We start from the raw sequence: 23,279 nt of genomic DNA, 5'->3' as shown, positions 1-23,279 counted from the left end.
TCGTGGTGCGGAGAATAGAGAAACGGCAGCCTTGAAGAGCTGCCGTTTTGCCTGAAGAGCGTTTTAGTTTCGAGATGCAGGTCAGGCGACGTTGATATCGACCATCAGATCATTGGCGATGGCTTCAAGGCGTTGTTGCAGCGTGTCTTCATCAACAGCCACTGGCACCTGCAGCTGGGCAAAGGCGCGGAAGAGCGGCTCGGCCGTCATTGAGCTGCTTTCCACCTGCGTGGTCAGCTTGTCGACGTTGATCTGTAGCGATGCCAGCACCGTGCTGATCTCGCTGATAATGCCTGCCTTGTCATGACCCACCAGTTCCAGGGTGACGGCGCGAAGGTCAGCACCTGACTGAGCATTGTCCCCGGCAATCATGGAAACCGTGAGCCCATCCACGGCGAGGTTTTCCAGCGCGCTTTGCAACTCGGTAGCGCGATCATCCTTGAGCGTAATACGGATAATTCCGGCAAAACGACCCGCCAGTCGTGACAGACTGCTTTCTTCCCAGTTGCCGCCGTACTGACGCACTTCCCGCGCAATACGTTCGACCAGTCCGGGACGGTCATTGGCCATCACACTTAGTATCCACTCCATATTCTGCTCCTTAGCTGAGAGGGATTCTCCCGCCAAAGCGGGTCAACTCACCGCTTTTACTCTAGCGGGGAAGTCGCAGGCTGTCATGTCAGCAAAAGGTGGTGCAATGGCTTCCCGCAAGGGTTCGCAAATCGGTATAATGTTCGGTTTTTTAACCGGGCGTGATTATTCTCGTCCCGAAATATGAGGTACTGCCGTGAGCATCCAGTGGTTTCCAGGCCATATGCACAAGGCCCGCAAGGAAATTGCCAAAGTTATTCCTGACATCGATGTGGTCATCGAGGTTGTGGATGCCAGGCTGCCTTATTCCAGCTCGAACCCTCTGGTGCGCAAGCTGAGCCACGGCAAGCCCATGATCAAGTTGCTGAATAAAAGCGACTTATCCGATCCGGAACTCACGAAAGAGTGGGTGGAATGGTTCCGAGCGCAGGAAAACACCAACGCGCTCGCCGTACGTATGGATCAGCCTGGGCAGATCAAGCGTTTGCCGCAGCTGTGTAAAGAGCTGGCACCTGCACGCGTCAAGGCTGGTCGTGATGTTCGCGCCATGATTATGGGGATTCCGAACGTTGGAAAATCCACTCTGATCAATACTCTGGCTGGCCGCAAGATTGCCAAGACCGGCAATGAACCGGCAGTGACAAAAGCACAGCAACGCGTGCTGATCGAAGGCGGTATGGCGCTTTCCGATACGCCGGGAATGCTCTGGCCTAAAATTGAAGATGTCGACGCCTCCTTCCGGCTGGCGGCGACAGGTGCCGTGCGGGATACCGCTATGCACTATGAGGAAGTGGCGCTTTATGTGGCGGGTATTCTGCGCGACCGTTATCCGGAAGCCCTGATGTCACGCTACAAGCTGAAGTCCATGCCGGATACAGAACATGATATCGTCGAAACCATTGGTCGTAAGCGCGGCTGTCTGCGGGCCGGAGGCATTGTCGAAATGCATCAGGCCTCGGAAATCCTGATTCAGGAACTGCGTCATGGCCAACTGGGCCTGATTACTCTGGATCGGGTCGACGAGTGGGAAGAAAAGCTTCGTCTAGAAGCAGAAGCTGCTGCACTGGCGGCAGAAATTGAAGCATCGAATTCTGAGGAGGACTCCTCGCAATGACACGTCAAAAGAAAGCACGCGGTACCCATCGGGTAGAGCGCGAAAAAACCACCAAGAAAGAAGGCGTCAAGGCACCGCGTCGCCGTGATGCGGACCCGGAACAGAAAAAAGTGTTCAAGCAGCGCTGGCTTGAAAAACACAAACGCGTGAAGTCTGTCTATCAGAAAGCCGTTGATGAGGCGGATGCTGATAAGGACAAGAAAGAACAGAGCCAAGTACTGGGCGCCCGCCAGCAGCGGGTACTTGAGAACCTGGCACGTCTTGGTCGCGGCGACCGCATGCTGCCGGTTAATCAGCAGCCTCTGAATGCGCCGAAGCCCAAACAGATCAATAAGCCCAAGGAAACTGTGGTGGTTCCAATCGAGCTGCCATTCCCGGGTGCGGATAAGGATCAGCGCCTGATGTCGATCCTGAAGCGAATGAATGCAGGTAAAGCGATCTCTGAAGATGAGCTGGCCTACTTCGATGATGTGATTCTTGCCCATGAAGGCGAGGTGAGCTGGGTCGATGAAGGCGATGAAAATGACAGCAGCGATGATCTCTGGGATGCCTTCGAGCGCGGTAATCGCCGCTGACAGGTAAGCCCGAAGTAGAAAAAGGACCGTTAAGGTCCTTTTTTTGTGTCTGCAATTTTTATCTGCCAAAGGTACGAAGGAATCAGGGACGGGCGTTGGTGCGCTTGGTCACTTTGGCTTGGCACACCGGGTCTATTTCGACATAGATGGTGTAGTGGTAATCCCTAAACTTCACATAGGTTGCCAGCTCGCGGTAACCGTCCAGGTGCAGTTTCTGCACCTTGGTGCCTCTGAAAATCGTGACAAACTGACGCTGCGCCGGGGTGTGACTGACATAGTTCATTGCCACTTTTTCAGCTGCCTTGATCGAGGTGTCCCTATCGCAAAAACGCGGATAGGCCAGTGCTGGTTGTGTTTCCAGCAGGCAGACAAGGCCTGTTAAAAGGAGGAGGATGACACGGAGGAACCGGATTACGGCCTCAGGTTTCATTTACCTGAAACAGATACGCGGGCAGCTGTTTTAGCTGAACCATCTGGGAGCTTTGCGCAGAAGTGGCCGCGTCATTTGCCTGTGGCGACAGCACTTGCTGAGTCTGTTCTTTGGCAAGAGCTTCATAGCCTGCCTGAGAAATAGAGACCACCGTGGAAGGGCGAGACTCCATGGCATTGGGTTGAGCAACGACCTGAGGCGCTTGGGTCGCCTGACTCAGTGCCTGAGTTGCCTGAACAGTGTTTGACTGTCCGATACCCAGAAGGTTGCTGAAGAGAATGCTCATGATGCCAGGGCGTCAGTGATGGTGGCTGAAAGCCTGCTTTGCACGGAATTGTCAGCAAAACAGACGTGTTACTGAATGGTACTCCAATATGACGCTATCGCAAGGCGAATGCTGAGTCCAAATTCACCATTGCTACAGGAAATGCGAGTAATCGCGCCAGAGTGGGATTGTATCGGCTTTGGAATGTCAGCCCGCATGGGTAAAGACGTAAACACAGGCCGCATCAGGCTCAGTGCTGGTCTTGCTGACGGCTTCTTCCATGAGCAGTGAAAATCCAGGCAGTGCTGCCTGAAGCGCTTCACCCATCTCGCGTTCTGCGATCACAAGCCAGAGTCCGAATGGCTTCAGCATCAGGCGAACATTCTTGCCAAGCTGGGTTAATTCGCTGGGCGTTTGCACCGGCGTTGCGGTGATCAGCAAGTCTTGCAGGCGTGGCAGCTCCTGACGGCAAGCGGGGCCTTCATCAGCGATCAGGCGTTCGACACGGGCCTGATCATAACGAAGAAATGACCAATGAGCCTGGAGGTGACGGCGGGCATAGCCGAGCATGGTGTCGCACTGGCTGAGGGTTTGTTCGGTCGTGACCGGACAAAGCAGTAGCGCACGCTGGTGAGGCTGCAGGTGAACTACCCGGGCAATAGCGCTCCAGTAAGCGGTGTCAAAGTAGTATCCGGAATTGTGTGCTGGGTTTGAGGGCAGAAAATAGCGCTCAAAGATCAGTCGGTCAGGCTCTGTCGGATGCCAGAGTCTGGGCTGTTCAGCAGCAGTGTTATGCCAGAGTTGATAGGCCATGCTCAAAATTTACGTCCATGAAGGCTCTGAAAGACGGCAATAGACTAGTGTAGTTTTATTGCATCTGCATGACTGTGACAGGCGTTTTTTCAGGAAACAACCCTGTCAGATCAAGACTTTGGGCTTAGAGCCTGGCCAACGCGGGATAAATAGGGGCGCTTGAGGAGGTCAGAAATCCAGCTGCCGGCAGCGGCCAGTTGTTGCAGATCTGCACCGCAACTCATTCCCAGGCCTTCCAGTAAGTAGACCACATCTTCCGTAGCGACATTGCCGCTCGCTCCTGTGGCATAAGGGCAGCCGCCCAGTCCGCCAACAGCGCTATCGACGATGCGAATATCGAGGTTCAGTGCCTCGCAGATATTGGCAATGGCCATGCCGTAGGTGTCATGGAAATGAACTGCCAGCTCAGCCGGATCAAGCTCAGTAAAGAGGGTATTCAGCAGGGAGTTTACCTGTCGGGGTGTGGCAACGCCGATGGTGTCTCCCAGGCTCAGCTCGTAGCAGCCGAGTTCTTTCAGTTGCGAGGCTACCTCCATCACGGCGGCAGGTGAGATAGTACCTTCATAGGGGCAGCCGACGATGCAGGAAATATAGCCACGAACGGGCAGCCTCACTTCACGGGCTCGCTCCATCACAGGGCGGAAACGCTCGATACTTTGTGCAATGCTGCAGTTGATATTTTTCTGGCTGAAGCTTTCAGACGCGGCGGCAAATACAGCCACCTCACTGGCACCTGATGCTATGGCTTCCTCCAGACCTTTAAGATTCGGCGTCAAGGCAGCGTAGCGCGTGCCCTTGGTGTGGGAGAGTTGCCTAAGCAGCTCGCCACTTTGCTGCATCTGTGGCACCCAGCGCGGGGAGACGAAGCTGCCCACTTCGATACGCGTTAGACCCGCATCCACCAGACGCTCGATCAGCTGACGGCGAACCTCCAGCGGCAACAGCGCTTTTTCGTTTTGTAGCCCATCACGTGGGCCTACTTCTACGATCTGTACCTGATTATCAGAAGTCATGATACCTGCTGATCTTTTCTGGTGAGGAAGGGGCTAGGAATCTGTTTCACGGTCCGGCGCTTCAAAGTCTATCAGGGCTTGTCCCTCACTGACACGATCACCCTGTGCGCATCGAATAGCGGACACCATTCCCGCAGAGGGGCTTCGAATAACGTGCTCCATCTTCATCGCCTCGACAATCACCAGCGCGGTTTGTGCTTCGACCTGCTGACCTTCACTGACCAGAATATCCACGACGGTACTGTTCATCGGTGCATGCAAAGCGCCCTGAACCTCTGCCTCTGACATAACGGGCCGTACCCGGTTTTCGCGACTGAAATGCAGTGGTGTTCTGCCACTGAAAAGGATGAGTTGCTGTTGCTCGCCATCGCTCAGGAGATGGGCAGGGTAGCTATAGCGCTTGCCATCCAGCTCCATGCTCACCGATTCATCCTGCCAGCACGGCTTATGGATAAAGCCCTGATAGAGGATGTGCTGCTGGTCTCTGAGCGCGATTTCAATTGCTCCGTCAGTTTGAGTGAGTAAGGCTTCCAGAGTGAAGGGGATTTCCTCGTGTGAGGCTGCCTCGCAACTCAGTGAGAATCGTGTCTGGGCTGGCTGGTTAAGCTGCCAGTGAGCCAGCTGGTGCCAGGGGCTGGAGGAAGCCATTTTTTTCGTGGGTGCAAAACCGCTCATCATCCAGGCGGCGATACTCCATTCCTCGAATGAAGGGGGGCGGTGGAGATCCAGCTGAGCCTCATGAGTTGCGATAAAGTCGGTCGTTACTTCGCCGCGATAAAAGTCAGGTTGTTCAAGCAGGGCCTGCAGATAGCCAATGTTGGTAGTGATTCCGCCAATGGCGAAGCCTGCCAGTGCGCGCTCCAGCCGATAGATTGCTTGCGGGCGGTTATTCCCACCGGCGATCAGCTTGGCGATCATCGGGTCATAGTAGGGAGTGACTTCATCGCCAGCGCGAATGCCGGTATCCAGCCGCACGCCCTCGCTGAGCACCGGCTCCCGGAGGAAGGTCACCCTGCCGCAGGAAGGCATAAAACCCTGCGCCGGGTCCTCTGCATAAATCCGCACTTCAACCGCATGACCCTGAATACAGACCTCGGCTTGTGTGAGAGGAAGAGGTAAACCTTCGGCAATGCTGAGCTGCCATGCGACCAGATCCTGGCCGGTAATAAACTCGGTCACCGGGTGCTCGACCTGCAGGCGTGTATTCATTTCCATAAAATAGAATTCGCCGCTGGCATCCAGCAGAAACTCCACGGTTCCCGCTCCTTCATAGCCAATGGCGCTGGCGGCATTCACTGCGGCCTGGCCCATGCGCTGGCGCAGCTCATCAGAAAGACCTGGCGCTGGGGCCTCCTCGATAATTTTCTGGTGCCGGCGCTGAATGGAGCAGTCGCGGTCCCCGAGATACACCCCGTTGCCCTGACGATCCATAAATACCTGAATCTCTATGTGACGTGGTGCCTGCACGTAGCGTTCGATCAGCATGTGGTCATTGCCGAAGGAGCTTCTGGCTTCTCGCTGAGCGCTGGCAAGTGCCTCATCAAAATCGGCCGCTCGGTGGACTACCCGCATGCCTTTTCCACCGCCGCCGGCACTGGCCTTGACCAGCACGGGATAGCCAAGCTTTTCGGCTTCGGCGAGCAACACCGCAGGCGTCTGGTCTTTGCCGTGATAACCCGGAATCAGCGGAATCCCTGCATTTGCCATCAGCCGTTTGGCCTCATCCTTGGCGCCCATGGCTTCGATTGCGGCAGGCGAAGGGCCGACAAAAATGATGCCCGCTTCATTACAGGCGCGGGCAAGTGCGGGGTTTTCTGAGAGAAATCCGTAGCCCGGATGCAGTGCGTCGGCACCTGCTCGTATCGCCTGATCCATAATCCTGCGGATATTGAGATAGGACTCCTGACTGGTGAGACCGCCAAGGGCATAAGCCTCATCGGCCTGAGCCACATGCAATGCGTCTTTGTCCGCTTCGGAATAGATGGCAATACTGGTGATGCCGAGGGATCTTGCTGTGCGGATGATGCGACAGGCAATTTCGCCACGATTGGCAATCAGCAGGCGGCGAAGAGGTTTGCCATAGCGCAGGGTGTCGAGGCTGAGATCTGCGTTGTGGTCATGGCGGGATGTCATAATGAACCCTCCTTGTCGGAGTGGAGCCAGTGGGGCGCACGTTTGTCAAAGAAAGCCTGCATGCCTTCCTGTGCCTCATGAGTGGTGCGGATATCAGCGATCAGTGCTGCGGTTTCCTCACGCAATGACTCATCGATAGGCTGAGTGCTGACGCGGCGAATCAGCGTCTTGGTGATGCTCAACGCAGCAGGGCCGTTCGCCAGTAGCGTGCTTAGCCATGCTTTTGCCGAGTCCTCAAGCTGGTCTGGCTCACAGAGGCGATGACAAAGACCAAGCTGCAGCGCTTGTTGGGCATCCAGTATTTCAGCGGTCAGCATATAGCGCCGCGCCTGACGTTCTCCGATGGCACGGATGACATAAGGTGAAATCGTGGCGGGTGTCAGGCCCAGTTTCACCTCGCTTAAGGCAAAGCGTGCCGTGCTTTGCGCCAGACAAAGATCGCAGCAGCTGATCAGTCCTACTGCGCCGCCCATCGCAGCGCCATGTACCAGCGCCATCGTAGGTGTGGGAAAGGTGTCCAGCCGGTGCAGTAACTCTGCCAGCGCCCGGGCTTCTTTAAGATTCTGTTCATGGGAATAGTGCAGTGAGGCTTTCATCCATTGCAGATCCGCGCCAGCACTAAAATGCTCACCGCTACTTTTCAGCACAAGCACCCGCAGGCTGGAGTTATCTGCCAGTTCAGTAAGAGCAGTGTTCAGCGCGCTAATCAGGCTGGCATTCAGGGCGTTACGCTTTTCCGGGCGGTTAAGCGTCAGAGTGGCGATACCGGATGCCTGAATGTCCATCAGTAGTTCGCTCATGTGGCGACTCCTTTTCTGCAAAAGGGCTAAAGCCCTGAGTGCTACATGCGGAAAACGCCGAAATGGCTCTCGGCAATCGGGCGGTTATGACAGGCGGCCAGCGCCAGAGCCAGCACATCACGTGACTGCAGCGGGTCGATAATGCCGTCATCCCAGAGCCGCGCACTGGCATAGAACGGGTGCCCCTGGCTTTCGTATTGCGAACGGATCCCTGCTTTGAACTGATCCTGTTCTTGCACCGGCCATTGCTGATTTTTATGCCTGAGGCTGTCTTCATGAACCTGGGCTAACACATTCGCGGCCTGCTCACCGCCCATGACCGAGATGCGGGCATTGGGCCACATAAAGAGAAAGTCCGGTTCGTAAGCGCGTCCGCACATACCGTAATTACCGGCGCCGTAACTGCCGCCGATGATGAGGGTAATCTTCGGCACTACTGCCGTGCTTACCGCCATCACCAGCTTGGCGCCGTGTTTGGCGATCCCTTCGGCTTCATATTTGCTGCCGACCATAAACCCTGTGATGTTCTGCAAAAAAAGCAGGGGGGTTTTGCGCTGGGCGCAGAGTTCAATAAAGTGCGCCCCTTTAAGCGCCGACTCGCTAAAAAGGATGCCGTTATTGGCGATGATGCCAACGGGAAAGCCGTACAGTCGGGCAAAGCCGGTCACCAGACTGCTGCCATAGTCCGGTTTGAACTCATCGAAGTCAGAGTCATCCACCAGTCGGCCAATCACCTCATGCACATCGAAGGGTTTTTTAAGATCCGTGCCGACAATGCCGTAAAGATCCTCAGGATTGAGGCGAGGTGGTTTGACCGCATCCGGTAGCGTGGTGACAGGGCGCGCGTTGAGCCTGAGTACGCTCTGGCGGGCAAGATAGAGGGCGTGATAGTCATCCTCTGCGGCACTGTCGGCCACACCACTGATACGGGTGTGTACCTCAGTGCCACCAAGCGCTTCTGCCGAGATTTCCTCGCCAGTGGCGGCTTTTACCAGCGGTGGCCCAGCCAGGAAAATCGTGCCTTGCTGGCGGACCATAATGGCTTCGTCGGACATCGCGGGCACATAGGCGCCTCCCGCTGTGCAAAGCCCCATGACCACCGCAATCTGGGGAATGCCTTTGGCCGACATTTGCGCCTGGTTATAAAAAATGCGACCGAAGTGATCCCGGTCGGGAAAGACTTCATCCTGTCGCGGCAGGTTGGCGCCACCGGAATCGACCAGGTAGAGGCAGGGCAGGCGCAAGCGCTCGGCGATGGCCTGAGCGCGCAGGTGTTTCTTCACTGTCAGAGGAAAGTAGGTGCCGCCTTTTACCGTGGCATCATTGGCAATCACCATGCAGAGGCGGTCATGAATCAGGCCGATACCGGCGATGACACCCGCACTCGCTACGTTTTCTTCATACACTTGCCAGGCCGCCAACTGGCCAATTTCCAGAAAGGGGCTGGCATCATCCAGTAGCAGTCGAATTCGCTCCCGAGCCAGCAGTTTGCCGCGGGACTGGTGGCGGGCCTGCGCCGCTTCGCCTCCACCTAAACGAACTTTGGCAAGAGCATCGTTCAGCTCGTTGACTGCTGCGGCAAGGCTTTCCTGATTGATTGCAAACTGAGGGTCCTGCCGGTTAACACGGGTCTGAAGCTGCGTCATGGTGCACCTCCGTTTCAGCGGGTTTCCCGGAATAATTCACGACCGATCAGCATGCGGCGAATCTCTGAAGTGCCCGCACCGATCTCATACAGTTTGGCGTCGCGAAGCAGGCGGCCAGCGGGATACTCATTGATATAGCCGTTGCCTCCTAGCAGCTGAATGCAATCCAGCGCCATCTGCGTGGCGCTTTCTGCGGCAAAAAGAATGGCGCCTGCGGCATCCTTACGCACCGGGGCTCCTCGATCACAGGCGGCGCCCACCGCGTACACATAGGCACGGCAGGCACTCAGGCGGGTGTACATGTCGGCAAGCTTGCCCTGAATCAGCTGGAACTCGCCAATGGGTTGACCAAACTGCTCACGCTCATGCACATAGGGCAAGACGGTATCCAGACAGGCCTGCATGATGCCGAGGGGACCCGCAGCCAGTACGGCGCGTTCGTAATCAAGGCCACTCATCAGGACTTTCACACCTTCATTCAAAGGGCCAAGCAGGTTAGCTGCCGGAACCGGACAGTTCTGAAACACCAGCTCACAGGTGTTGGAGCCGCGCATCCCCAGCTTGTCGAGTTTCTGGGCGCGGCTAAAACCGGGGAAGTCATGTTCAACGATAAAAGCGCTGATGCCTTTCGCCCCGGCTTCGGGCGTGGTCTTGGCGTAGACCACAAAGGTTTGGGCATCCGGGCCGTTGGTAATCCACATCTTGTTGCCGTTAAGCAAAAACTGGTCGCCGTCACGCCGTGCGGTGAGGCTCATGCTGACAACATCGGAACCCGCGTTAGGCTCGCTCATGGCCAGCGCGCCGATATGCTCACCGCTAATCAGCGGCGGAAGATAGCGGGCCTTTTGCTCATCGGTTCCGTGGCGGTTGATCTGATTGACGCAAAGATTGGAATGGGCGCCATAGGAGAGGGCAACAGAAGCGCTGGCGCGGCTGATTTCTTCCATGATGAGGATATGCGCCAGATAGCCCATCCCTGTGCCGCCATAAGTTTCATCAGCGGTTATACCTAGCAGACCCATCTCGCCCAGTTGCGGCCAGAGGTCGGCGGGAAAGGCGTTCTGCCGATCAATGTCGGCGGCACGGGGGGCAATTTCTGACTGACAAAAGCGCTGAACTTGGCTCTGGAGTAAGGATAAATCCTCATCCAGGCCAAAGCTCAAGCCGGGGCTTGGCATCGTCATCTGACAACTCCTTGTAGACCGCCTTTCAGGCTGTCTTATTGTTGTTGTGAGCGTCAGGTCATTGAGTGCATGACTCAGGCGGGAGTGGTGCTCCCCTCCATACTGTCCTCGAAGGCATAGCCCAGGTTGTCTTCCAGTTGACGCCTGCCTTCTTCAGACATGGACTCCCAGCAGCGTTGTTCCGCCAGTTTCAGCTCGGACTGCACAATGCGCAGATCCTCCAGCTGCAACTCCAGGGTTTTCAGCTTGTCATGCACCTTGTGAATCATGACCTCTAACTGTTTGTCGTTGTTATGTGCAGTGTCATCGTAGAAAGAGAACAGCTCGCGAATCTCAGCCAGAGAAAAGCCCAGACGCTTACCGCGCAGGGTGAGTTTGAGGCGGACGCGATCCTGACGGGAGTAAATACGGGTTTGTCCCTGTCGGGTCGGGGTGAGCAGGCCCTGATCTTCGTAAAAGCGAATACTGCGAGGAGTAATCCCAAACTCTTGAGTCAGTTCGCTGATGCTCCAGGTGGTTTTGTTCATAGAAGTGCTGGTCTTGAGTGATGACATGAAAGTGTTATGGGTGATGTTAACGTAAACGTAAATCTGAAAGGGCGTTTAAATTGTTTCAAAAACGCCAGGTTAGCGCTAACAGTATACTATCGTCTAATTAAAAGCATCCGCGCAGGTAGGCATAGTTACTTCCAAGCCGCTGGTCGTTTACGAGCGCGTAAACGAAGAATAAAAGCAAGAAATGCTCAGCCGGGAAAATAAAAATAAAATCCGGAAACAGTAGGCCAAGTAAGCACACATGTGCTGAGAACCCAGAGAACTTGAGATGCAAGTCCTCTGGGTTTTTTGCTATCTGGGGTTCGCAAACCCGCGTGGAATCTTGTATTGCTCTATTTATCCAGATGACTGTCTGAATTGTCTCTGATGTAAAAGCAGCCTCTGAGACAGGCTCTCCGGAGGTCGCTCAATTTTTTAAAAAACTCTTTTGATAATCCTGAACGCTGCGAAAAGTCCCGTGTCTTCGAGGTTTTTAGGTTGGGATTGATTGCAATAAAGTATCGGTAAAAGTGCGTTTTAGACTAATGTCTAGTTAACGTGACGCAAGCGGCAAGGCATAGTGACTTCCATACCGCTGAGCGTTTACGGAAACGTAAGCGTAAGATAAAGACTAAGAATTAATGCGGAAAAAATAAAAATAAAATCCCGCAGATCAGTGGCCCATAGGCGAGTACGGCAAACCTCCTGGCTGTCCACTTGCCAAGAACCCAGAGCATTCATTGCTTCTGGGTTTTTTGCTTTCTGGGGGCATGACATGCCATCTGACAACTTTCTTCGCTGTTTCAAACCCTTACTGTGAACTTCAGGGAGTTGTCTTCCTTGAGGTTCAGCGATAAAGGACTGCTCAAATAGCCTGAAAACAGTGCGTAGGCCCTGTTAAGGAGGGTGTGATGAGTCATTCGAAAAATAACGCTTCCCATGCACCGGCAACGTCACTGGATTTTGCGGATACCGATGTTGTTATTCTGAGCGCCAGGCGCACGCCGATGGGCAGCTTTCAGGGCACCTTGAGTGCCCATGCTGCGCCGGAGCTTGGCAGTATTGCCTTGCAGGCGGCGCTTAAGGATTCCCGGCTGACGGGGGAGTTGCTCAGTGAAGTCTATATGGGCTGTGTGTTGAGCGCGGGTTTAGGTCAGGCGCCGGCACGTCAGGCCTCGTTACTGGCGGGTATTCCGCGTGAAGTGGGTTGTACGACAGTCAATAAAATGTGCGGCTCCGGTATGAAAGCGGTGATGCTGGGTGTGGACGGGATTCGAAGTGGCTACGCCTCTTTTATCGCCAGCGGCGGTATGGAGTCCATGACCCAGTCCCCCTATCTCTTGCCCAAGGCACGCAAAGGCTTGCGTATGGGGCATCAAAAAGTGCTGGATCATATGTTTCTGGATGGTCTTGAAGATGCCTATGACGGTAAGTCCATGGGAGTTCACGCGGAAAAAACTGCGGATGAAAGCAGTGTGCCCCGTGAAGCTATGGATGCCTATGCCATTGAATCTTTGCGCCGGGCGCAGCATGCGGTAAGCAATGAGCTATTTAGTGCCGAGATTGCGCCAGTGCCTCGGGATAGCGGGGGAGAGCATTTTTATATCAGCGATGAGCAACCTGGTAAGGCCTCCGTTGAAAAGATTCCCCAGCTTACAGCGGCTTTTGCCGAAGGCGGCGCCATTACTGCCGGTAACGCCAGCAGTATCTCTGATGGTGCAGCCGCTCTCATTCTTGGTCGGTATCGTGAAGCCAAAGCCCTCGATTTTCCCGTGCGTGCGAGAGTTGTCGCTCATGCGACGTCTGCAGGAACCCCTGGTGACTTTTGCCATGCGCCGGTTGGTGCCATTCGCCAGGTTGTAGAGCGTGCTGGCTGGTCTCTTGGTGAGGTTGAACTTTTCGAGATCAATGAGGCTTTCGCGCTGGTGCCGATTCTGGCTATGCGTCAGCTGGGGCTGGAGAGCAGTAAAGTAAACATCCACGGTGGAGCCTGTGCTCTGGGTCATCCGATTGGTGCCTCAGGGGCGCGCATTATTGTGACCTTGCTGCATGCTATGGAGCGCCAGAATGTGAGTAAAGGTATCGCTGCTGTGTGCATTGGCGGCGGAGAGGCGACTGCTATCGCTATTGAACGTCAGTGCGACTAATTGCCCGGCCGAGAGGATTGATTCAGTTCAATGCAGGCTTCTATGCTGAAGGTTAGGATTGCCGCTACCTTTTGGAATCCTTTAGATAAGGAAGCCTGCCATGATGCGCCTATACATCGCCGGACCTGATGTCTTTCATCCGCAAGCGCAGCAGCTTGGCGAAGGCAAAAAAGCCTTATGTGCTGAGTTTGGTTTTGAGGGGGTTTTCCCCTTCGATAATGGCGTTGAAATTACCGGCGAGAATAGCTTTCGTGAAGGCGTTGCCATCTACCAGGGGAATTGTCATTTGATGGAAGGTTGCCAGCTCATGATTGCCAATATGACACCTTTCAGAGGTATCGGCATGGACAATGGCACTGCCTTTGAGATGGGTTATATGCAAGCCCGGGGAGCGCGCCTTTTCGGTTATACCCTGTGTGAAGCGCTCTATGAGGCTCGCGCGAATACAGCGAACGCCGGGCGAGATGCCGATGGCATGGCTGTCGAAGGTTTTGAGATGGTGGACAACCTTATGATGGTGGGAGCGCTTGAGGCGCCGGTGGTCATTGTCCCGGCAGACCCCATGAGTGTTCCTGCCCACCTTGAAGCCTTTAAACAGGTGCTGGCTTCGATTCGTCAGTAAATGATGTTGAGCCGTTTGCTCTTTATTGCTGGTGCTTATCCGAGAGTTGATCTGGATAGTGGAGGGATGCCATGACTTCAGAGGTCCGTTTTGAGCGACTGCCTTGTGAGGATGGTAGTGCGATTGGCGTCATCACGTTGGCGGTGCCACGAAAGCTCAATGCATTGAGCCTGAGCATGTCTGAGCAAATCGAGCACAGTTTGCGGGCATGGCAGCATGACCCGGAAATTCGTCTGGTGTGGATTCAGGGCGAGGGGGAGAAAGCCTTCTGTGCAGGAGGCGATATCGTCAAACTCTATGAGTCGATGGTCGCCAGTACGGGGACGCGTAATGCCTACGCGGAGCACTTTTTCGCGCAGGAATATCAGCTCGACTACCTGATTCATACCTACAAAAAACCGCTGGTGTGCTTTGGTCGCGGCATCGTTATGGGCGGCGGCTTTGGGCTTTTCGCCGGTGCTGCGATTCGCCTGGTGACAACGGATTCACTGCTGGCGATGCCGGAAATCAGCATTGGTCTCTATCCTGATGTGGGAGCAAGCTGGTTTTTGCCAAGAGTTCCCGGAAAGCTTGGGCTTTTTATGGCACTGACCGGTGCGCGTATCAGTGCCGCAGATGCAATCAAGGCCGGGCTGGCGGATCGCTTTATGGGTCAACAGCAACCTCAGGTCTTGCTTGAGGCGCTGGCCGCCATTGCCTGGAGTGAGAATCCCGCTGAGCATCTGGCTCAGGCCAAAGATTGCCTGCTGGGGTTGTCTCTGGATTATTCCCAAGAGCCTTCGCCACTCTTTGCGTTGGCTCAGGCAATTAACTCGGTGTTGGATCAACCAGGTCAGCAGCAACAGTGGCAAGCATTACTGGATGCGCCTGCATTATCTGAGACCTTCGATACGTCGTTGCAGCAGTGGTGGAGTCAGTCGCTGGAGACTGCCCGAAAAGGTTGTCCGGGGACGGCGGCACTGGTATTTGCCATCCATGCACGAGGCCGTCACTGGTCACTGGCTCAGGCCTTTCGACAGGAGCTGGCGCTTTCAGTGAATTGCTGTCGGTTGGGTGAGTTTCAGGAAGGAGTGCGTGCACTCTTGATTGATAAGGACAAACAGCCCGCCTGGCAGTTTTCCACCCTTGAAGCGGTGCCTGAAGGCTGGGTTGACGGTCACTTCTCTGTGCCTTGGCAGAAGCATGAAGACCCGTTGCGCTTTTCCATTCCTGCCGATGCCTGAAGGTGGGTAACGACTTTTAGCCTTCTTCTTCGCGACTCTTTTTTGCCCGCAGGATCTGCACACGCGGTGGCGTGCTGGTAAGTTCAACCTCAAACTCCGCCTGATAGGCCTGTGCCAGTAATGCCGGTGTCATCACCTCTTCAACGCTGCCCTGAGCGAGCACTTCACCTTGATGAAGCAATACGACGGTATCGGCAAAACGTGCGGTCAGTGCGAGATCATGCAGCACAACGATGACTGCTCGCTGGTGCTGATGGGCTTCCACCTGTAATCGCTCAAGCATTTCCAGCTGGTGGGCAGGGTCCAGCGCCGCTAAAGGTTCATCCGCCAAAAGTAGTGGCGCTTCACTGGCCAGTGCGCGGGCCAGAAGTGCTCGCGCCTGTTCCCCACCAGAAAGTGCATTAATAGGCTTGTCGGCCAGTGGCAGGCAGTCGCAACGCTGAAGAGCTGCATCGACCCGCGGGTGATGACTGTTGGGTGACTGGGCTGGCAATAATCCTAAGGCGACGACTTCTCTCACTGGTAAAGGCCAGGCGCAAAAACGTTCCTGTGGCAGATAGCTGATCTGTTCAGGACGGACAAAGTGATGGGTCGTTGCTTCCATTTCGCCAACGATAGTCCGCAACAGAGTCGACTTTCCTGCGCCATTGGCACCCAGCAAAACCACCAGTTCTCCGGCGTGAGCCGTCAGTTGAATATGCTTGAGGGCGAAGCCCGTGCTTGGGGGTGTGCATAAATCAGAGATCGACAGTACCGGCGAGGCTGTTGTTGTCATTGCAGGCCTCCGCGCTGGCGGTAAAGCAGCATAAAGAGAAAGGGGCTGCCGAGCAGGGCGGTCACGACGCCGAGGCGAAGTTCTGTGGTACTGCTGGCTATTTTGCAGATCAGGTCGGCGGCGACCAGCAAGAGAGCCCCGCCGAGTGTCGAGTGCCACAGCAAGTGATCAGCCCGCCCGCGAACCCAGGGGCGCAGCAGGTGCGGGACGGCCAGCCCGACAAAGGCGATGGCGCCGGTCATGGCGATGGAGGCACCCACGCATAAACCGCAGCCGAGCAATAATTTTCTGTGGAGTGTGGCCGGCTTCACCCCCAGCGTGCGGGCCACACTCTGGCCCAGGCTCCAGGCATGCAGTGCCTTGCCTGTACTCAGGAGAATAATCCAACCCACCAGCACGAAAGGGGTAATCAGCAGTACCTGGGATAAGCCCTTGTCCGTCGTTGAACCCATCAGCCAGTAGATGAGCTCCATGGCCGCGAAGGGATTGGGGGCAAGGTTTAACGCCAGGGAGGTGAGGGAGGATGCCAGCGCGGTCAATGCCACGCCGGTCAAAATAAAGGAAGTCATCGACAGCTGGCGTCGACCAATCAGGGCAAGGGCGAGCAATCCAACACCGGCACCGATCATTCCGCCCAAAGGCATCCACCAGGCCAGTACCGCCACCGGGCCAAAATAAAAGGCAATCACCGCCCCAAGAGCGGCCCAGCTATTGATCCCCAGCAGCCCTGCATCTGCCAACGGGTTATGGCTGTAACCCTGAAGTGCAGCGCCCGCCAGTCCGAGGCTGCCACCGCAAAGAATCGTCAGAAGCAGACGCGGCAGGCGCAGCTCCTGCACGATCGACAGGGTGTCTGACGTTGGCACGGCCAATTGACCGCCCGGTGCCATCATTAATGAGACCAGCGATAACACCAGCAGTACCACAGCGAGTAGTAACCGCTGTGATCTCAGGTTCAGAGTCTGGTCTGACAAGGGCCATTTCATGGAGAAGAATTTCCGGTGGTTTCAGCTATGGGTTGGTGTTGGAGTGACTCACCGAGAATATGATTCAGGCGCCACAGGGTATCAAAGGCACGCTGGTCGCCACAGCCAAGGCCGGCCTCATTCAGGGGAATCTGTTGCCAGTGGCCGCGACGAATCCAGTCCTGCTTAAGCCACGACTGCCCAAGCCCGGGGCCGCTCTCCGGTGAAGTAAGAAGAATCAACACCTCAGGGCTGAGGCTGATAATGCGTTCAGCGTCGGCTTTCTGCCATCCCCGGCTGTCTGCAGGACGGGCATCCACCAGTCCCGTACGCCTGAGCAAGTCATCCTCAAGGCCGCCTGTGCCGGGAATCCAGCCACCGTTTTGGAGCACGATAGCGCGACGCTGCTGCCCCTGAGGTATGAGCGACTGAAGTTGTTGCTCAATGGGCGCCAGCCTCTGCTTAACTTCCCCGCGGGTGATGCCAAGGGTTGTCGCCAGTGCTGCCTGCCGATGGAGTGCCGAGGCAAAGTCCGTGAGGGCTGGCAGCCGATAGAGCTCATAACCCAATCCTTGTAGTGCGTTGAGACTTTGTGCCTGACCAAAGCTATCGGCGATCAGCAGATCGGGTTTGAGTGCCGCGATAGATTCTGCATCCGTTGCGCTGATGAGCGCCTGAGGAGGTCTGATGCCAGAAAAAAGCGCGCGATCACCCGCCAGAGGAGAAAGTGAAATCAGACTGTCGGGCTGCCACTGACTGGCCAGAATATCGGTGCAGAGATTCAGGGAAGCCACTCGCGTGAAGGGGGCACGAGTGGCTGAAGGAGCGCTGCTGGCCAGTGCCGGGTCAAGGGCGGCCAGCAGCATCAGCCCGCAGGCTGGAATGGCGCGAAAGCGATGAGTCAGGGCTGCTTTCCCTGTCACCGCCCGGCGCGTTACCTCATCAGAAGTTGGCATTGATGCCCAGATAGAACGCCCGGTCCTGGGTACCGTAACCGTAGAGTTCTTCATACTCGTGGTTGAACAGGTTCTCGACACGGGCCGTTAGCTGCCAGGTGTCGTCCAGGTCATAACGACCGGCAACATTTACCAGTGTGTAGGCGGGCATGTTGTGATCTCCCGTGTCTTCACGGCTGCCGCGATAAGTAATGCCGGTATTCACCGCCAGTGGCATACCGGAGAAACGATAGTCAGCATAGAGAGAGGCTTCATGCCATGGCTGACGCAGCAGTGCACTGCGGTCCTGATCGTTATCCACATCGGTATAGGTATAGGAAAGGTTAAGATCCAGTTGATCGGTCACCTTGCCTTTCGCCGACAGCTCCAGACCTGAGCTGCGGGTAATGCCATCGGCATTGTAGTAGCGATAGGTCGTGTAGCTGTAATCAATCTGGTTTTTGACGCGGTTACTAAACCAGGTGGCATCCACGACCCAGTCACCCAGCTTCTGCTCAAGACCGATGTCCCCACCCTGACTTTTCTGTGCCGTCAGCTCAGAGTTACCCGAATAGGCATCAAATAACTGATACAGGCTGGGATTCTTGACGCCGGTGCCATAGCTGGTGTGAAGACGCGTGTCGGGCAACAGGTTCCAGGACGCTGCCACGCGTGAGGTGCGGGTGTTGTTGAAGTTGTGGTTATCGTCTTCGCGGTGGCTGAGGCTCAGGTTAATGTCATCGCCGATATCCGCACGGTATTCCGCCACCCAGGAGTCGCTGTCATCTTCCTGATGATCACTGTAGGTGCTCTCAAAATCTGCACTTTTGTGCTCGAGTGCGACAATGACGCTGTTATCCAGTGAGGGCAGGGCGCTGATGCCAAAATGGTACTGGCCCTGATAGTCCAGCTGGTTGGTTGAGCCATCATAGTCGTAATCACCGGAAGCATTCAGGTAGTTACGCAGGGTGGTTGAGTGACTGAAGCCGATACGGTTTTCCAGATCGCCACCCAGCGCACTGAAATTAGTTTCCAGGCGGGCAGAGTTGATTTCGGAATCCGCGCGATCACCATTATCAGTCTGGGTAAAGGTGACCGGATCATAGCCATCGTAGTCCAGGCGGCTGAAGTTATGACTTAGGTTCAGGCGCAGGTCCCAGTCGTCTGTCATGTTGAATTTCAGTCGGCCACTGGCCTGACGCCCGGTCTGGCCGTCACGTTCGTGATTCCCCATGTCGGAATCCAGCGAGGAAAATGGGTGGGCATTGATACCGGATAAGCCATAGCCGTATTCCACCCGGCCGTTTCCGGAGGTGCCCTGACCTGAAATGCCCAGGGTCTGGGTATGGTTATCACCAACTTCTGCACGCAGATGAGTCTGATTTTTTCCGCCAGAGCGCGTAATGATGTGCACCACACCGCCGATAGTATCGCTTCCCCAGAGAGCACTTTGCGGACCACGGACAATCTCGATGCGCTCAATATCATTCACCAGCAGGCTGCCGATATCAGCGCTACCGTCTGTGGTCGAGGGGTCATTAATCGGCACGCCATCAACAACAATCTGCACAAATCGCTGGCTCAGGCCGCGAAGGCGAACGTTGGTCAGCGAGCCGGGAGTGGACTGCTGGATCACATTGACGCCGGGCAGGGCCTTGAGGGCGTCTGCCACACGGGTAATCTGGCGGCGCTCGAGCTCTTCACGAGTCAGTACGGTAACGGAGCTGCCAACGGCGTTTTCATCCTGAGGTGCACGACTGGCGCTAATGACCAGTTCATCCAGCGTCAGGGCATGGGCCGTTGAGGAAATCAGCAGGGTCAGTGCAGAAAGGGCAAAGGGAGTAGCGAACGAACGGCGGCGCGCCGTCCCGAGGGGGACAGACAAGGATTTCAAGGCGTAGTCTCCAAAAAACAGAATCAGGAAAACGTACGCGTCAGCGATGGGTTTCATCGGTCAACATCACACCCCGAACGTCGACAAGACACGTCTCGCAGGCAGGTATCCTGGCTCGGTTCAACGCTGATTCACCTTCCCGCGCTGGCAGTGGTCTTCGAATCAGCTTCCCTTCACAGTTGCGGGGGCAGCCGGGGATTTACACCCCATTCCCGTTTACTTCACTGGTATTTCCAGCAAAACCTACGAACGAGCGCACTTTAATATATTGATACAAAAAACGCACTTAAAATGGCCATGAAAACCCCTAAAGAGAGCGAGGACTTTTGCTCATATTTCCGCTGTCCTATCTTTTTGAAACGGCTTGAAGGATGAAGCAGTGGCGGTAAACGGGTATGATATGCCCCGCAACTTGAGGTTGATGAAGTCAGGATATGACGCTATCAAGCGGCTATTCCTGCTAATCAGCCGGTATCTACTGACGGAGGCTCTGTGCCGACTCTGGTCCCTTTCTCTGAACTAACCACTTCTCAGCTCTATCACCTTCTGAAGCTGCGTCAGGATGTATTCATCCTTGAGCAGCAGTGCCTCTATCCTGATATCGATGGTATTGATCCTGAATCCCTGCATTGCCTGTGGGAAACCGACGGGCAGCTGGATGGCTATATTCGTGTCATTCCTGAGCCGGATCAGGCGCGTATTGGTCGTGTGGTGTTGCGAGAAAGCGCGCGTGGCACCGGTCTGGCCGGCAAGTTGATGGCGGAGGTGGTGCGTCTGTGTGAAGAGCGTTTTCCTGAGCAGGATCAGGTGCTCAGTGCCCAGGCCCATCTGGTGGGATTCTACGGCCGCTTTGGTTTTGTGGAAGAGTCTGAGGAATACCTTGAAGACGGCATTCCTCACGTGGATATGCGCAAGACAGCGGCTTCCTAAGGCAGCAGATTTCCGGCTTTTTGCAGGTGTTCCTGAATCGGTGCGCTGGTCAGCCAGGAAAGGTAGCGGGTCGCCAGTGCAGGTTGCGCCGCCTGCGTAGTGATTGCCCCATAAATGGCAATGGGCGGATAGAGCTCAGGGGGGATACGCCAGTATTGGCGGGGATCCGTGGCATGGGAGCGCAGCAAGGCGGTGGAGGTTATCCCGCCTTCCACATGGCCGGTTTGAATAAGCTGATAGGTTCCCAGGGCTGTAAAAGGCTGGAACAGACGACCCTTGAAAGGCTGCATGCCGTAGCGTTTGAGCAAATCTTCTGCTGCGCTGGCGTAGGGGTCTTCTTGCGTGCTCGGTACGGCCAATACACTGGTCTGGCTGAGGGTGCGTCGGTTGGGGTGACGACTGGTGGGATTCCAGTAGGAAAGCTGGCCATGGGCAATCACTGTCTGGCTATTTGCCAAGACAAGTTGCTGGTTTAACAGGTTAATCCAGCTTTTAGCAGAAAAACCGAGGAGCAAGTCTGCGTGACTAATCCCGGGGGAATCGCTGAAGACGGAAAGCGGACTCGCGGTTTCAAAAACCAAAGAGACCTGATGCTCGTTTTCAAAGGACTGGGATAGAGGGCTTAACAGGCGCTCCATTTCATCCGAGGCAAGAATGTGGAGTTCGGGTGCTTTACTTTGTGTTGCTTCCTGCGAGGAAGCCGATGCCGCCTGAACGGAGTTGCTCATGACGAGCAATGTCATCAGCAGCAATATGAGTTTTTTCATGTTTGCATCACTCGCTTTAACGGGCTGGATGCAAACAGCCTAACCAATCTCAAAGGTATTTGCAGTGGCAGCTGGCAATGACAGCTGTTGCAGATAGTCACAAGTGATAGGAGCCTTGTTAAATGCCTAGTATCCAGGATCTGTTAAAAAATAACGCTGATTGGGCCGCCGAAACCGAGCGTAAAAACCCCGGTTTCTTTAAAAAGCTGTCTTACCAGCAAGCCCCTGAATACCTCTGGATCGGTTGCTCTGACAGCCGAGTTCCTGCCAACGAACTGCTGGGTCTGCTGCCTGGTGAGGTTTTTGTTCACCGTAATATCGCCAACCAGGTAATTCACTCCGACCTGAACTGCATTTCTGTACTGCACTTTGCTGTTCGCGTTCTAAAGGTGAAGCACATCATCGTCGGCGGTCACTATGGCTGTGGTGGTGTAAAAGCGGCCATGGAAAATGGTGATCTGGGTCTGATCGATAACTGGCTGCGCCACATCAAGGACACTTACCACCACAACCAGAAAGAAGTGAATTCACTGCCTGTTAAAGATCGCCTGAGCCGCCTGTGCGAGCTGAATGTTGTTGAACAGGTGCATCACATCAGCCACACAAAAGTAGTACAGAATGCTTGGGCCAACGGTCAGGAACTGTCTATCCATGGCTGGATCTACGGTATCGAGGATGGTCTGCTGCGTGACCTGCAGGTTACCCGCAGTTCTCTGGATGATGTGTCTGACATCTACAGTCTGAATCCAACCGCCTTTACCCGCGAAGACTGATTCTTCCTGGTGAAGCTCGTTGTTAAAAAGCCCGTATTAGCGGGTTTTTTTGTGGGCTGAATCCCGCGCATAAAAAAACCCGATGCAAGCACCGGGTTTCTTCATTCAGATCTCTGTGAAGAGATCAGGCAGGTGTCGCTTATTTCAGCGCCCAGCTACCGTCTTCCTGCTGACATACGTCGTCAGACAGATCTGCATTGCCTTTGTTGGAAGTAACGGTGTAATTCAGCATTGCACAGCTACGAGTCACAGTCAGAGGCAGAGTAGTGGTGTTTTCTTCAGTGAAGTCGAAAACAGAACCGGATTTGCTTTCCAGGGTGCCGGCAAAGTTGTTCAGGTCAGTGCCGTTCTCGGTTTCCTTGTAAGGAGTCAGAGCAACCAGCGGGGAGTAGATGTAACCAACCAGAACGCCTTTACGACCGATGGCAACCCAGTCATTGGAAGTTTTGCCGATCGCATCAAAGGTGGTGCCCAGTACGAAAGTGTCCTGAATTGCGGAGTCGGTGTTGGGAGCGGTACGGATACGTACACCGCTCTTGGACTTGATCCAGTAAGGAACGTTCAGCAGTTCCAGGGATTCAGGGGCAGTAACGCTGTTCAGAATGGTGACTTTCTCAGCCAGAGAAGTCGAGTTCTGAGTCATAGCGGTTACTTTGATACGAGTTTTGCGATCAGAAGAGCGCCATGAAGTTTTGTTACCTTCATAAATGCTGCTCTGAACGTCAGCAGCCAGTTCGTTCAGGTCATCGGAATCGGTATCAGAGAGCAGGGCGCTCAGGCTACCGGAAGCCAGAACGTGGCTCAGGCTGTTTACGTTATGAGAGGCATTGCCTTCAAACTCCTGACCAACTACGTGGCTGGCAGCTTCTGCCGCTGCTGCTGCTTCGTCCTTCTGAGGACGTCCATTTTGACAGCCAGCGAGAGCAAGAGTTGAAAGGGCGACGATCGAGACGGTGCGAAGAGACATCAACCACTCCTTTGTGATGTAGGCGCTTCAGGTGATGAGCGAAAAAACAGACCACTTAATGCGTTCTGTTAAAAATTGAGCGCGAATTGTACCAAAAACGGCATTTTCTTTAAGGAGTTGTAAGTAAATATTTTGTTACAGCTTTGTCAGAAAAACTCCTGCTTTGGAAATACATCGCGACAGA

Annotated in this window: 23 protein-coding genes and 1 riboswitch; of the genes, 7 read left to right on the top strand and 16 right to left on the bottom strand. The window is 54.9% G+C overall.

Annotated elements, in window-relative coordinates; genetic code table 11:
* Positions 1–81: 81 nt before the first annotated feature.
* Positions 82–591, bottom strand: a complete 510-nt coding sequence (locus tag ACKC9G_RS06815; protein WP_411404188.1) for a glycine cleavage system protein R — start codon at positions 589–591, stop codon at positions 82–84.
* Positions 592–787: 196 nt separating this feature from the next.
* Between ACKC9G_RS06815 and ylqF the strand changes: the two genes are divergently transcribed.
* Positions 788–1,705 carry a ribosome biogenesis GTPase YlqF gene (gene ylqF, locus ACKC9G_RS06810; protein WP_411404187.1) on the top strand — a complete coding sequence of 306 codons (918 nt, stop codon included), beginning with the start codon at positions 788–790 and terminating at the stop codon, positions 1,703–1,705.
* On the top strand, positions 1,702–2,280 hold the full coding sequence (locus tag ACKC9G_RS06805; RefSeq protein ID WP_411404186.1) for a hypothetical protein: 579 nt from the start codon (positions 1,702–1,704) through the stop codon (positions 2,278–2,280). The genes ylqF and ACKC9G_RS06805 overlap by 4 nt, the downstream gene beginning before the upstream one ends.
* An 82-nt stretch (positions 2,281–2,362) precedes the next feature.
* Here ACKC9G_RS06805 and ACKC9G_RS06800 read toward each other — a convergent pair whose 3' ends face one another.
* The 9 genes from ACKC9G_RS06800 to ACKC9G_RS06760 form a co-directional block, all read right to left on the bottom strand.
* Positions 2,363–2,569: a hypothetical protein gene (locus ACKC9G_RS06800; RefSeq protein WP_411404185.1), complete on the bottom strand. Its 207-nt coding sequence runs from the start codon at positions 2,567–2,569 to the stop codon at positions 2,363–2,365.
* Between the two features lie 130 nt (positions 2,570–2,699).
* Positions 2,700–2,996 carry a hypothetical protein gene (locus ACKC9G_RS06795; protein ID WP_411404184.1) on the bottom strand — a complete coding sequence of 99 codons (297 nt, stop codon included), beginning with the start codon at positions 2,994–2,996 and terminating at the stop codon, positions 2,700–2,702.
* 186 nt (positions 2,997–3,182) lie between these two features.
* A complete protein-coding gene (locus ACKC9G_RS06790) occupies positions 3,183–3,788 on the bottom strand; it encodes a hypothetical protein (RefSeq protein ID WP_411404183.1) in 606 nt (201 codons plus the stop codon).
* 110 nt (positions 3,789–3,898) lie between these two features.
* Positions 3,899–4,801 (bottom strand): hydroxymethylglutaryl-CoA lyase, encoded by a 903-nt coding sequence (locus ACKC9G_RS06785; protein WP_411404182.1) that lies wholly within the window; start codon positions 4,799–4,801, stop codon positions 3,899–3,901.
* A 33-nt stretch (positions 4,802–4,834) separates the two neighbouring features.
* Positions 4,835–6,934 carry an acetyl/propionyl/methylcrotonyl-CoA carboxylase subunit alpha gene (locus ACKC9G_RS06780; RefSeq protein ID WP_411404181.1) on the bottom strand — a complete coding sequence of 700 codons (2,100 nt, stop codon included), beginning with the start codon at positions 6,932–6,934 and terminating at the stop codon, positions 4,835–4,837.
* Positions 6,931–7,734: an enoyl-CoA hydratase-related protein gene (locus ACKC9G_RS06775; RefSeq protein WP_411404180.1), complete on the bottom strand. Its 804-nt coding sequence runs from the start codon at positions 7,732–7,734 to the stop codon at positions 6,931–6,933. Before ACKC9G_RS06775 ends, ACKC9G_RS06780 begins: the two co-directional genes overlap by 4 nt.
* A 41-nt stretch (positions 7,735–7,775) precedes the next feature.
* A complete protein-coding gene (locus ACKC9G_RS06770; RefSeq protein WP_411404179.1) occupies positions 7,776–9,380 on the bottom strand; it encodes a carboxyl transferase domain-containing protein in 1,605 nt (534 codons plus the stop codon).
* 14 nt (positions 9,381–9,394) lie between these two features.
* Complete coding sequence (locus tag ACKC9G_RS06765) at positions 9,395–10,564, bottom strand: isovaleryl-CoA dehydrogenase (protein WP_411404178.1); 1,170 nt, start codon at positions 10,562–10,564, stop codon at positions 9,395–9,397.
* Positions 10,565–10,638: 74 nt separating this feature from the next.
* Positions 10,639–11,091 (bottom strand): MerR family transcriptional regulator, encoded by a 453-nt coding sequence (locus ACKC9G_RS06760; protein ID WP_411404177.1) that lies wholly within the window; start codon positions 11,089–11,091, stop codon positions 10,639–10,641.
* 917 nt (positions 11,092–12,008) lie between these two features.
* Between ACKC9G_RS06760 and ACKC9G_RS06755 the strand changes: the two genes are divergently transcribed.
* From ACKC9G_RS06755 to ACKC9G_RS06745, 3 genes are all read left to right on the top strand, one after another.
* Positions 12,009–13,244: a thiolase family protein gene (locus tag ACKC9G_RS06755; protein WP_411404176.1), complete on the top strand. Its 1,236-nt coding sequence runs from the start codon at positions 12,009–12,011 to the stop codon at positions 13,242–13,244.
* Positions 13,245–13,344: 100 nt separating this feature from the next.
* Positions 13,345–13,866, top strand: a complete 522-nt coding sequence (locus ACKC9G_RS06750) for a nucleoside 2-deoxyribosyltransferase (protein WP_411404175.1) — start codon at positions 13,345–13,347, stop codon at positions 13,864–13,866.
* A gap of 71 nt (positions 13,867–13,937) precedes the next feature.
* The gene (locus ACKC9G_RS06745; protein ID WP_411404174.1) at positions 13,938–15,089 is read left to right on the top strand and encodes an enoyl-CoA hydratase/isomerase family protein; all 1,152 of its coding nucleotides are present in this window, start codon (positions 13,938–13,940) and stop codon (positions 15,087–15,089) included.
* Between the two features lie 16 nt (positions 15,090–15,105).
* Here the strand turns inward: ACKC9G_RS06745 and ACKC9G_RS06740 are convergent, their stop codons facing one another.
* Genes ACKC9G_RS06740 through ACKC9G_RS06725 form a run of 4 tightly spaced genes read right to left on the bottom strand, consistent with a single transcriptional unit; the run spans position 15,106 to position 19,658 of the window.
* Entirely contained in the window at positions 15,106–15,864 is a 759-nt protein-coding gene (locus ACKC9G_RS06740) for an ABC transporter ATP-binding protein (protein WP_411404173.1), read from the bottom strand.
* On the bottom strand, positions 15,861–16,850 hold the full coding sequence (locus ACKC9G_RS06735) for a FecCD family ABC transporter permease (protein ID WP_411404172.1): 990 nt from the start codon (positions 16,848–16,850) through the stop codon (positions 15,861–15,863). Before ACKC9G_RS06735 ends, ACKC9G_RS06740 begins: the two co-directional genes overlap by 4 nt.
* Positions 16,847–17,785 carry an ABC transporter substrate-binding protein gene (locus ACKC9G_RS06730; RefSeq protein ID WP_411404171.1) on the bottom strand — a complete coding sequence of 313 codons (939 nt, stop codon included), beginning with the start codon at positions 17,783–17,785 and terminating at the stop codon, positions 16,847–16,849. The genes ACKC9G_RS06735 and ACKC9G_RS06730 overlap by 4 nt, the downstream gene beginning before the upstream one ends.
* On the bottom strand, positions 17,772–19,658 hold the full coding sequence (locus ACKC9G_RS06725) for a TonB-dependent receptor plug domain-containing protein (protein WP_411404170.1): 1,887 nt from the start codon (positions 19,656–19,658) through the stop codon (positions 17,772–17,774). The genes ACKC9G_RS06730 and ACKC9G_RS06725 overlap by 14 nt, the downstream gene beginning before the upstream one ends.
* An 82-nt stretch (positions 19,659–19,740) precedes the next feature.
* A riboswitch (cobalamin riboswitch) is annotated at positions 19,741–19,920 on the bottom strand.
* Between the two features lie 230 nt (positions 19,921–20,150).
* Between ACKC9G_RS06725 and ACKC9G_RS06720 the strand changes: the two genes are divergently transcribed.
* Entirely contained in the window at positions 20,151–20,588 is a 438-nt protein-coding gene (locus ACKC9G_RS06720; RefSeq protein WP_411404169.1) for a GNAT family N-acetyltransferase, read from the top strand.
* Here ACKC9G_RS06720 and ACKC9G_RS06715 read toward each other — a convergent pair.
* The gene (locus ACKC9G_RS06715) at positions 20,585–21,355 is read right to left on the bottom strand and encodes a molybdate ABC transporter substrate-binding protein (RefSeq protein WP_411404168.1); all 771 of its coding nucleotides are present in this window, start codon (positions 21,353–21,355) and stop codon (positions 20,585–20,587) included. The genes ACKC9G_RS06720 and ACKC9G_RS06715 overlap by 4 nt on opposite strands.
* 122 nt (positions 21,356–21,477) lie before the next feature.
* Here ACKC9G_RS06715 and can point away from each other — a divergent pair, with 122 nt between their 5' ends.
* On the top strand, positions 21,478–22,128 hold the full coding sequence (gene can / locus ACKC9G_RS06710; RefSeq protein WP_411404167.1) for a carbonate dehydratase: 651 nt from the start codon (positions 21,478–21,480) through the stop codon (positions 22,126–22,128).
* A gap of 139 nt (positions 22,129–22,267) precedes the next feature.
* On the opposite strand, the gene ACKC9G_RS06705 is transcribed toward can, so the two are convergent.
* Positions 22,268–23,095 (bottom strand): SH3 domain-containing protein, encoded by an 828-nt coding sequence (locus ACKC9G_RS06705; protein ID WP_411404166.1) that lies wholly within the window; start codon positions 23,093–23,095, stop codon positions 22,268–22,270.
* Positions 23,096–23,279 lie beyond the last annotated feature (184 nt).

Source organism: Pokkaliibacter sp. CJK22405, assembly GCF_046614695.1.
Lineage (GTDB): Bacteria > Pseudomonadota > Gammaproteobacteria > Pseudomonadales > Balneatricaceae > Pokkaliibacter.
The sequence above is the reverse complement of the archived record's forward strand: the minus strand, read 5'-3'. Positions and strand labels throughout refer to the sequence as shown.

What these genes read in the sequence shown, in the direction of transcription:
- ACKC9G_RS06815 (WP_411404188.1), bottom strand. Translation starts at nt 591, where the DNA reads ATGGAGTGGATACTAAGTGTGATGGCCAATGACCGTCCCGGACTGGTC.
- ACKC9G_RS06805 (WP_411404186.1), top strand. Translation starts at nt 1,702, where the DNA reads ATGACACGTCAAAAGAAAGCACGCGGTACCCATCGGGTAGAGCGCGAA.
- ACKC9G_RS06795 (WP_411404184.1), bottom strand. Translation starts at nt 2,996, where the DNA reads ATGAGCATTCTCTTCAGCAACCTTCTGGGTATCGGACAGTCAAACACT.
- ACKC9G_RS06790 (WP_411404183.1), bottom strand. Translation starts at nt 3,788, where the DNA reads ATGGCCTATCAACTCTGGCATAACACTGCTGCTGAACAGCCCAGACTC.
- ACKC9G_RS06785 (WP_411404182.1), bottom strand. Translation starts at nt 4,801, where the DNA reads ATGACTTCTGATAATCAGGTACAGATCGTAGAAGTAGGCCCACGTGAT.
- ACKC9G_RS06780 (WP_411404181.1), bottom strand. Translation starts at nt 6,934, where the DNA reads ATGACATCCCGCCATGACCACAACGCAGATCTCAGCCTCGACACCCTG.
- ACKC9G_RS06775 (WP_411404180.1), bottom strand. Translation starts at nt 7,734, where the DNA reads ATGAGCGAACTACTGATGGACATTCAGGCATCCGGTATCGCCACTCTG.
- ACKC9G_RS06770 (WP_411404179.1), bottom strand. Translation starts at nt 9,380, where the DNA reads ATGACGCAGCTTCAGACCCGTGTTAACCGGCAGGACCCTCAGTTTGCA.
- ACKC9G_RS06765 (WP_411404178.1), bottom strand. Translation starts at nt 10,564, where the DNA reads ATGACGATGCCAAGCCCCGGCTTGAGCTTTGGCCTGGATGAGGATTTA.
- ACKC9G_RS06760 (WP_411404177.1), bottom strand. Translation starts at nt 11,091, where the DNA reads ATGAACAAAACCACCTGGAGCATCAGCGAACTGACTCAAGAGTTTGGG.
- ACKC9G_RS06755 (WP_411404176.1), top strand. Translation starts at nt 12,009, where the DNA reads ATGAGTCATTCGAAAAATAACGCTTCCCATGCACCGGCAACGTCACTG.
- ACKC9G_RS06750 (WP_411404175.1), top strand. Translation starts at nt 13,345, where the DNA reads ATGATGCGCCTATACATCGCCGGACCTGATGTCTTTCATCCGCAAGCG.
- ACKC9G_RS06745 (WP_411404174.1), top strand. Translation starts at nt 13,938, where the DNA reads ATGACTTCAGAGGTCCGTTTTGAGCGACTGCCTTGTGAGGATGGTAGT.
- ACKC9G_RS06740 (WP_411404173.1), bottom strand. Translation starts at nt 15,864, where the DNA reads ATGACAACAACAGCCTCGCCGGTACTGTCGATCTCTGATTTATGCACA.
- ACKC9G_RS06735 (WP_411404172.1), bottom strand. Translation starts at nt 16,850, where the DNA reads ATGAAATGGCCCTTGTCAGACCAGACTCTGAACCTGAGATCACAGCGG.
- ACKC9G_RS06730 (WP_411404171.1), bottom strand. Translation starts at nt 17,785, where the DNA reads ATGCCAACTTCTGATGAGGTAACGCGCCGGGCGGTGACAGGGAAAGCA.
- ACKC9G_RS06715 (WP_411404168.1), bottom strand. Translation starts at nt 21,355, where the DNA reads ATGAAAAAACTCATATTGCTGCTGATGACATTGCTCGTCATGAGCAAC.
- can (WP_411404167.1), top strand. Translation starts at nt 21,478, where the DNA reads ATGCCTAGTATCCAGGATCTGTTAAAAAATAACGCTGATTGGGCCGCC.
- ACKC9G_RS06705 (WP_411404166.1), bottom strand. Translation starts at nt 23,095, where the DNA reads ATGTCTCTTCGCACCGTCTCGATCGTCGCCCTTTCAACTCTTGCTCTC.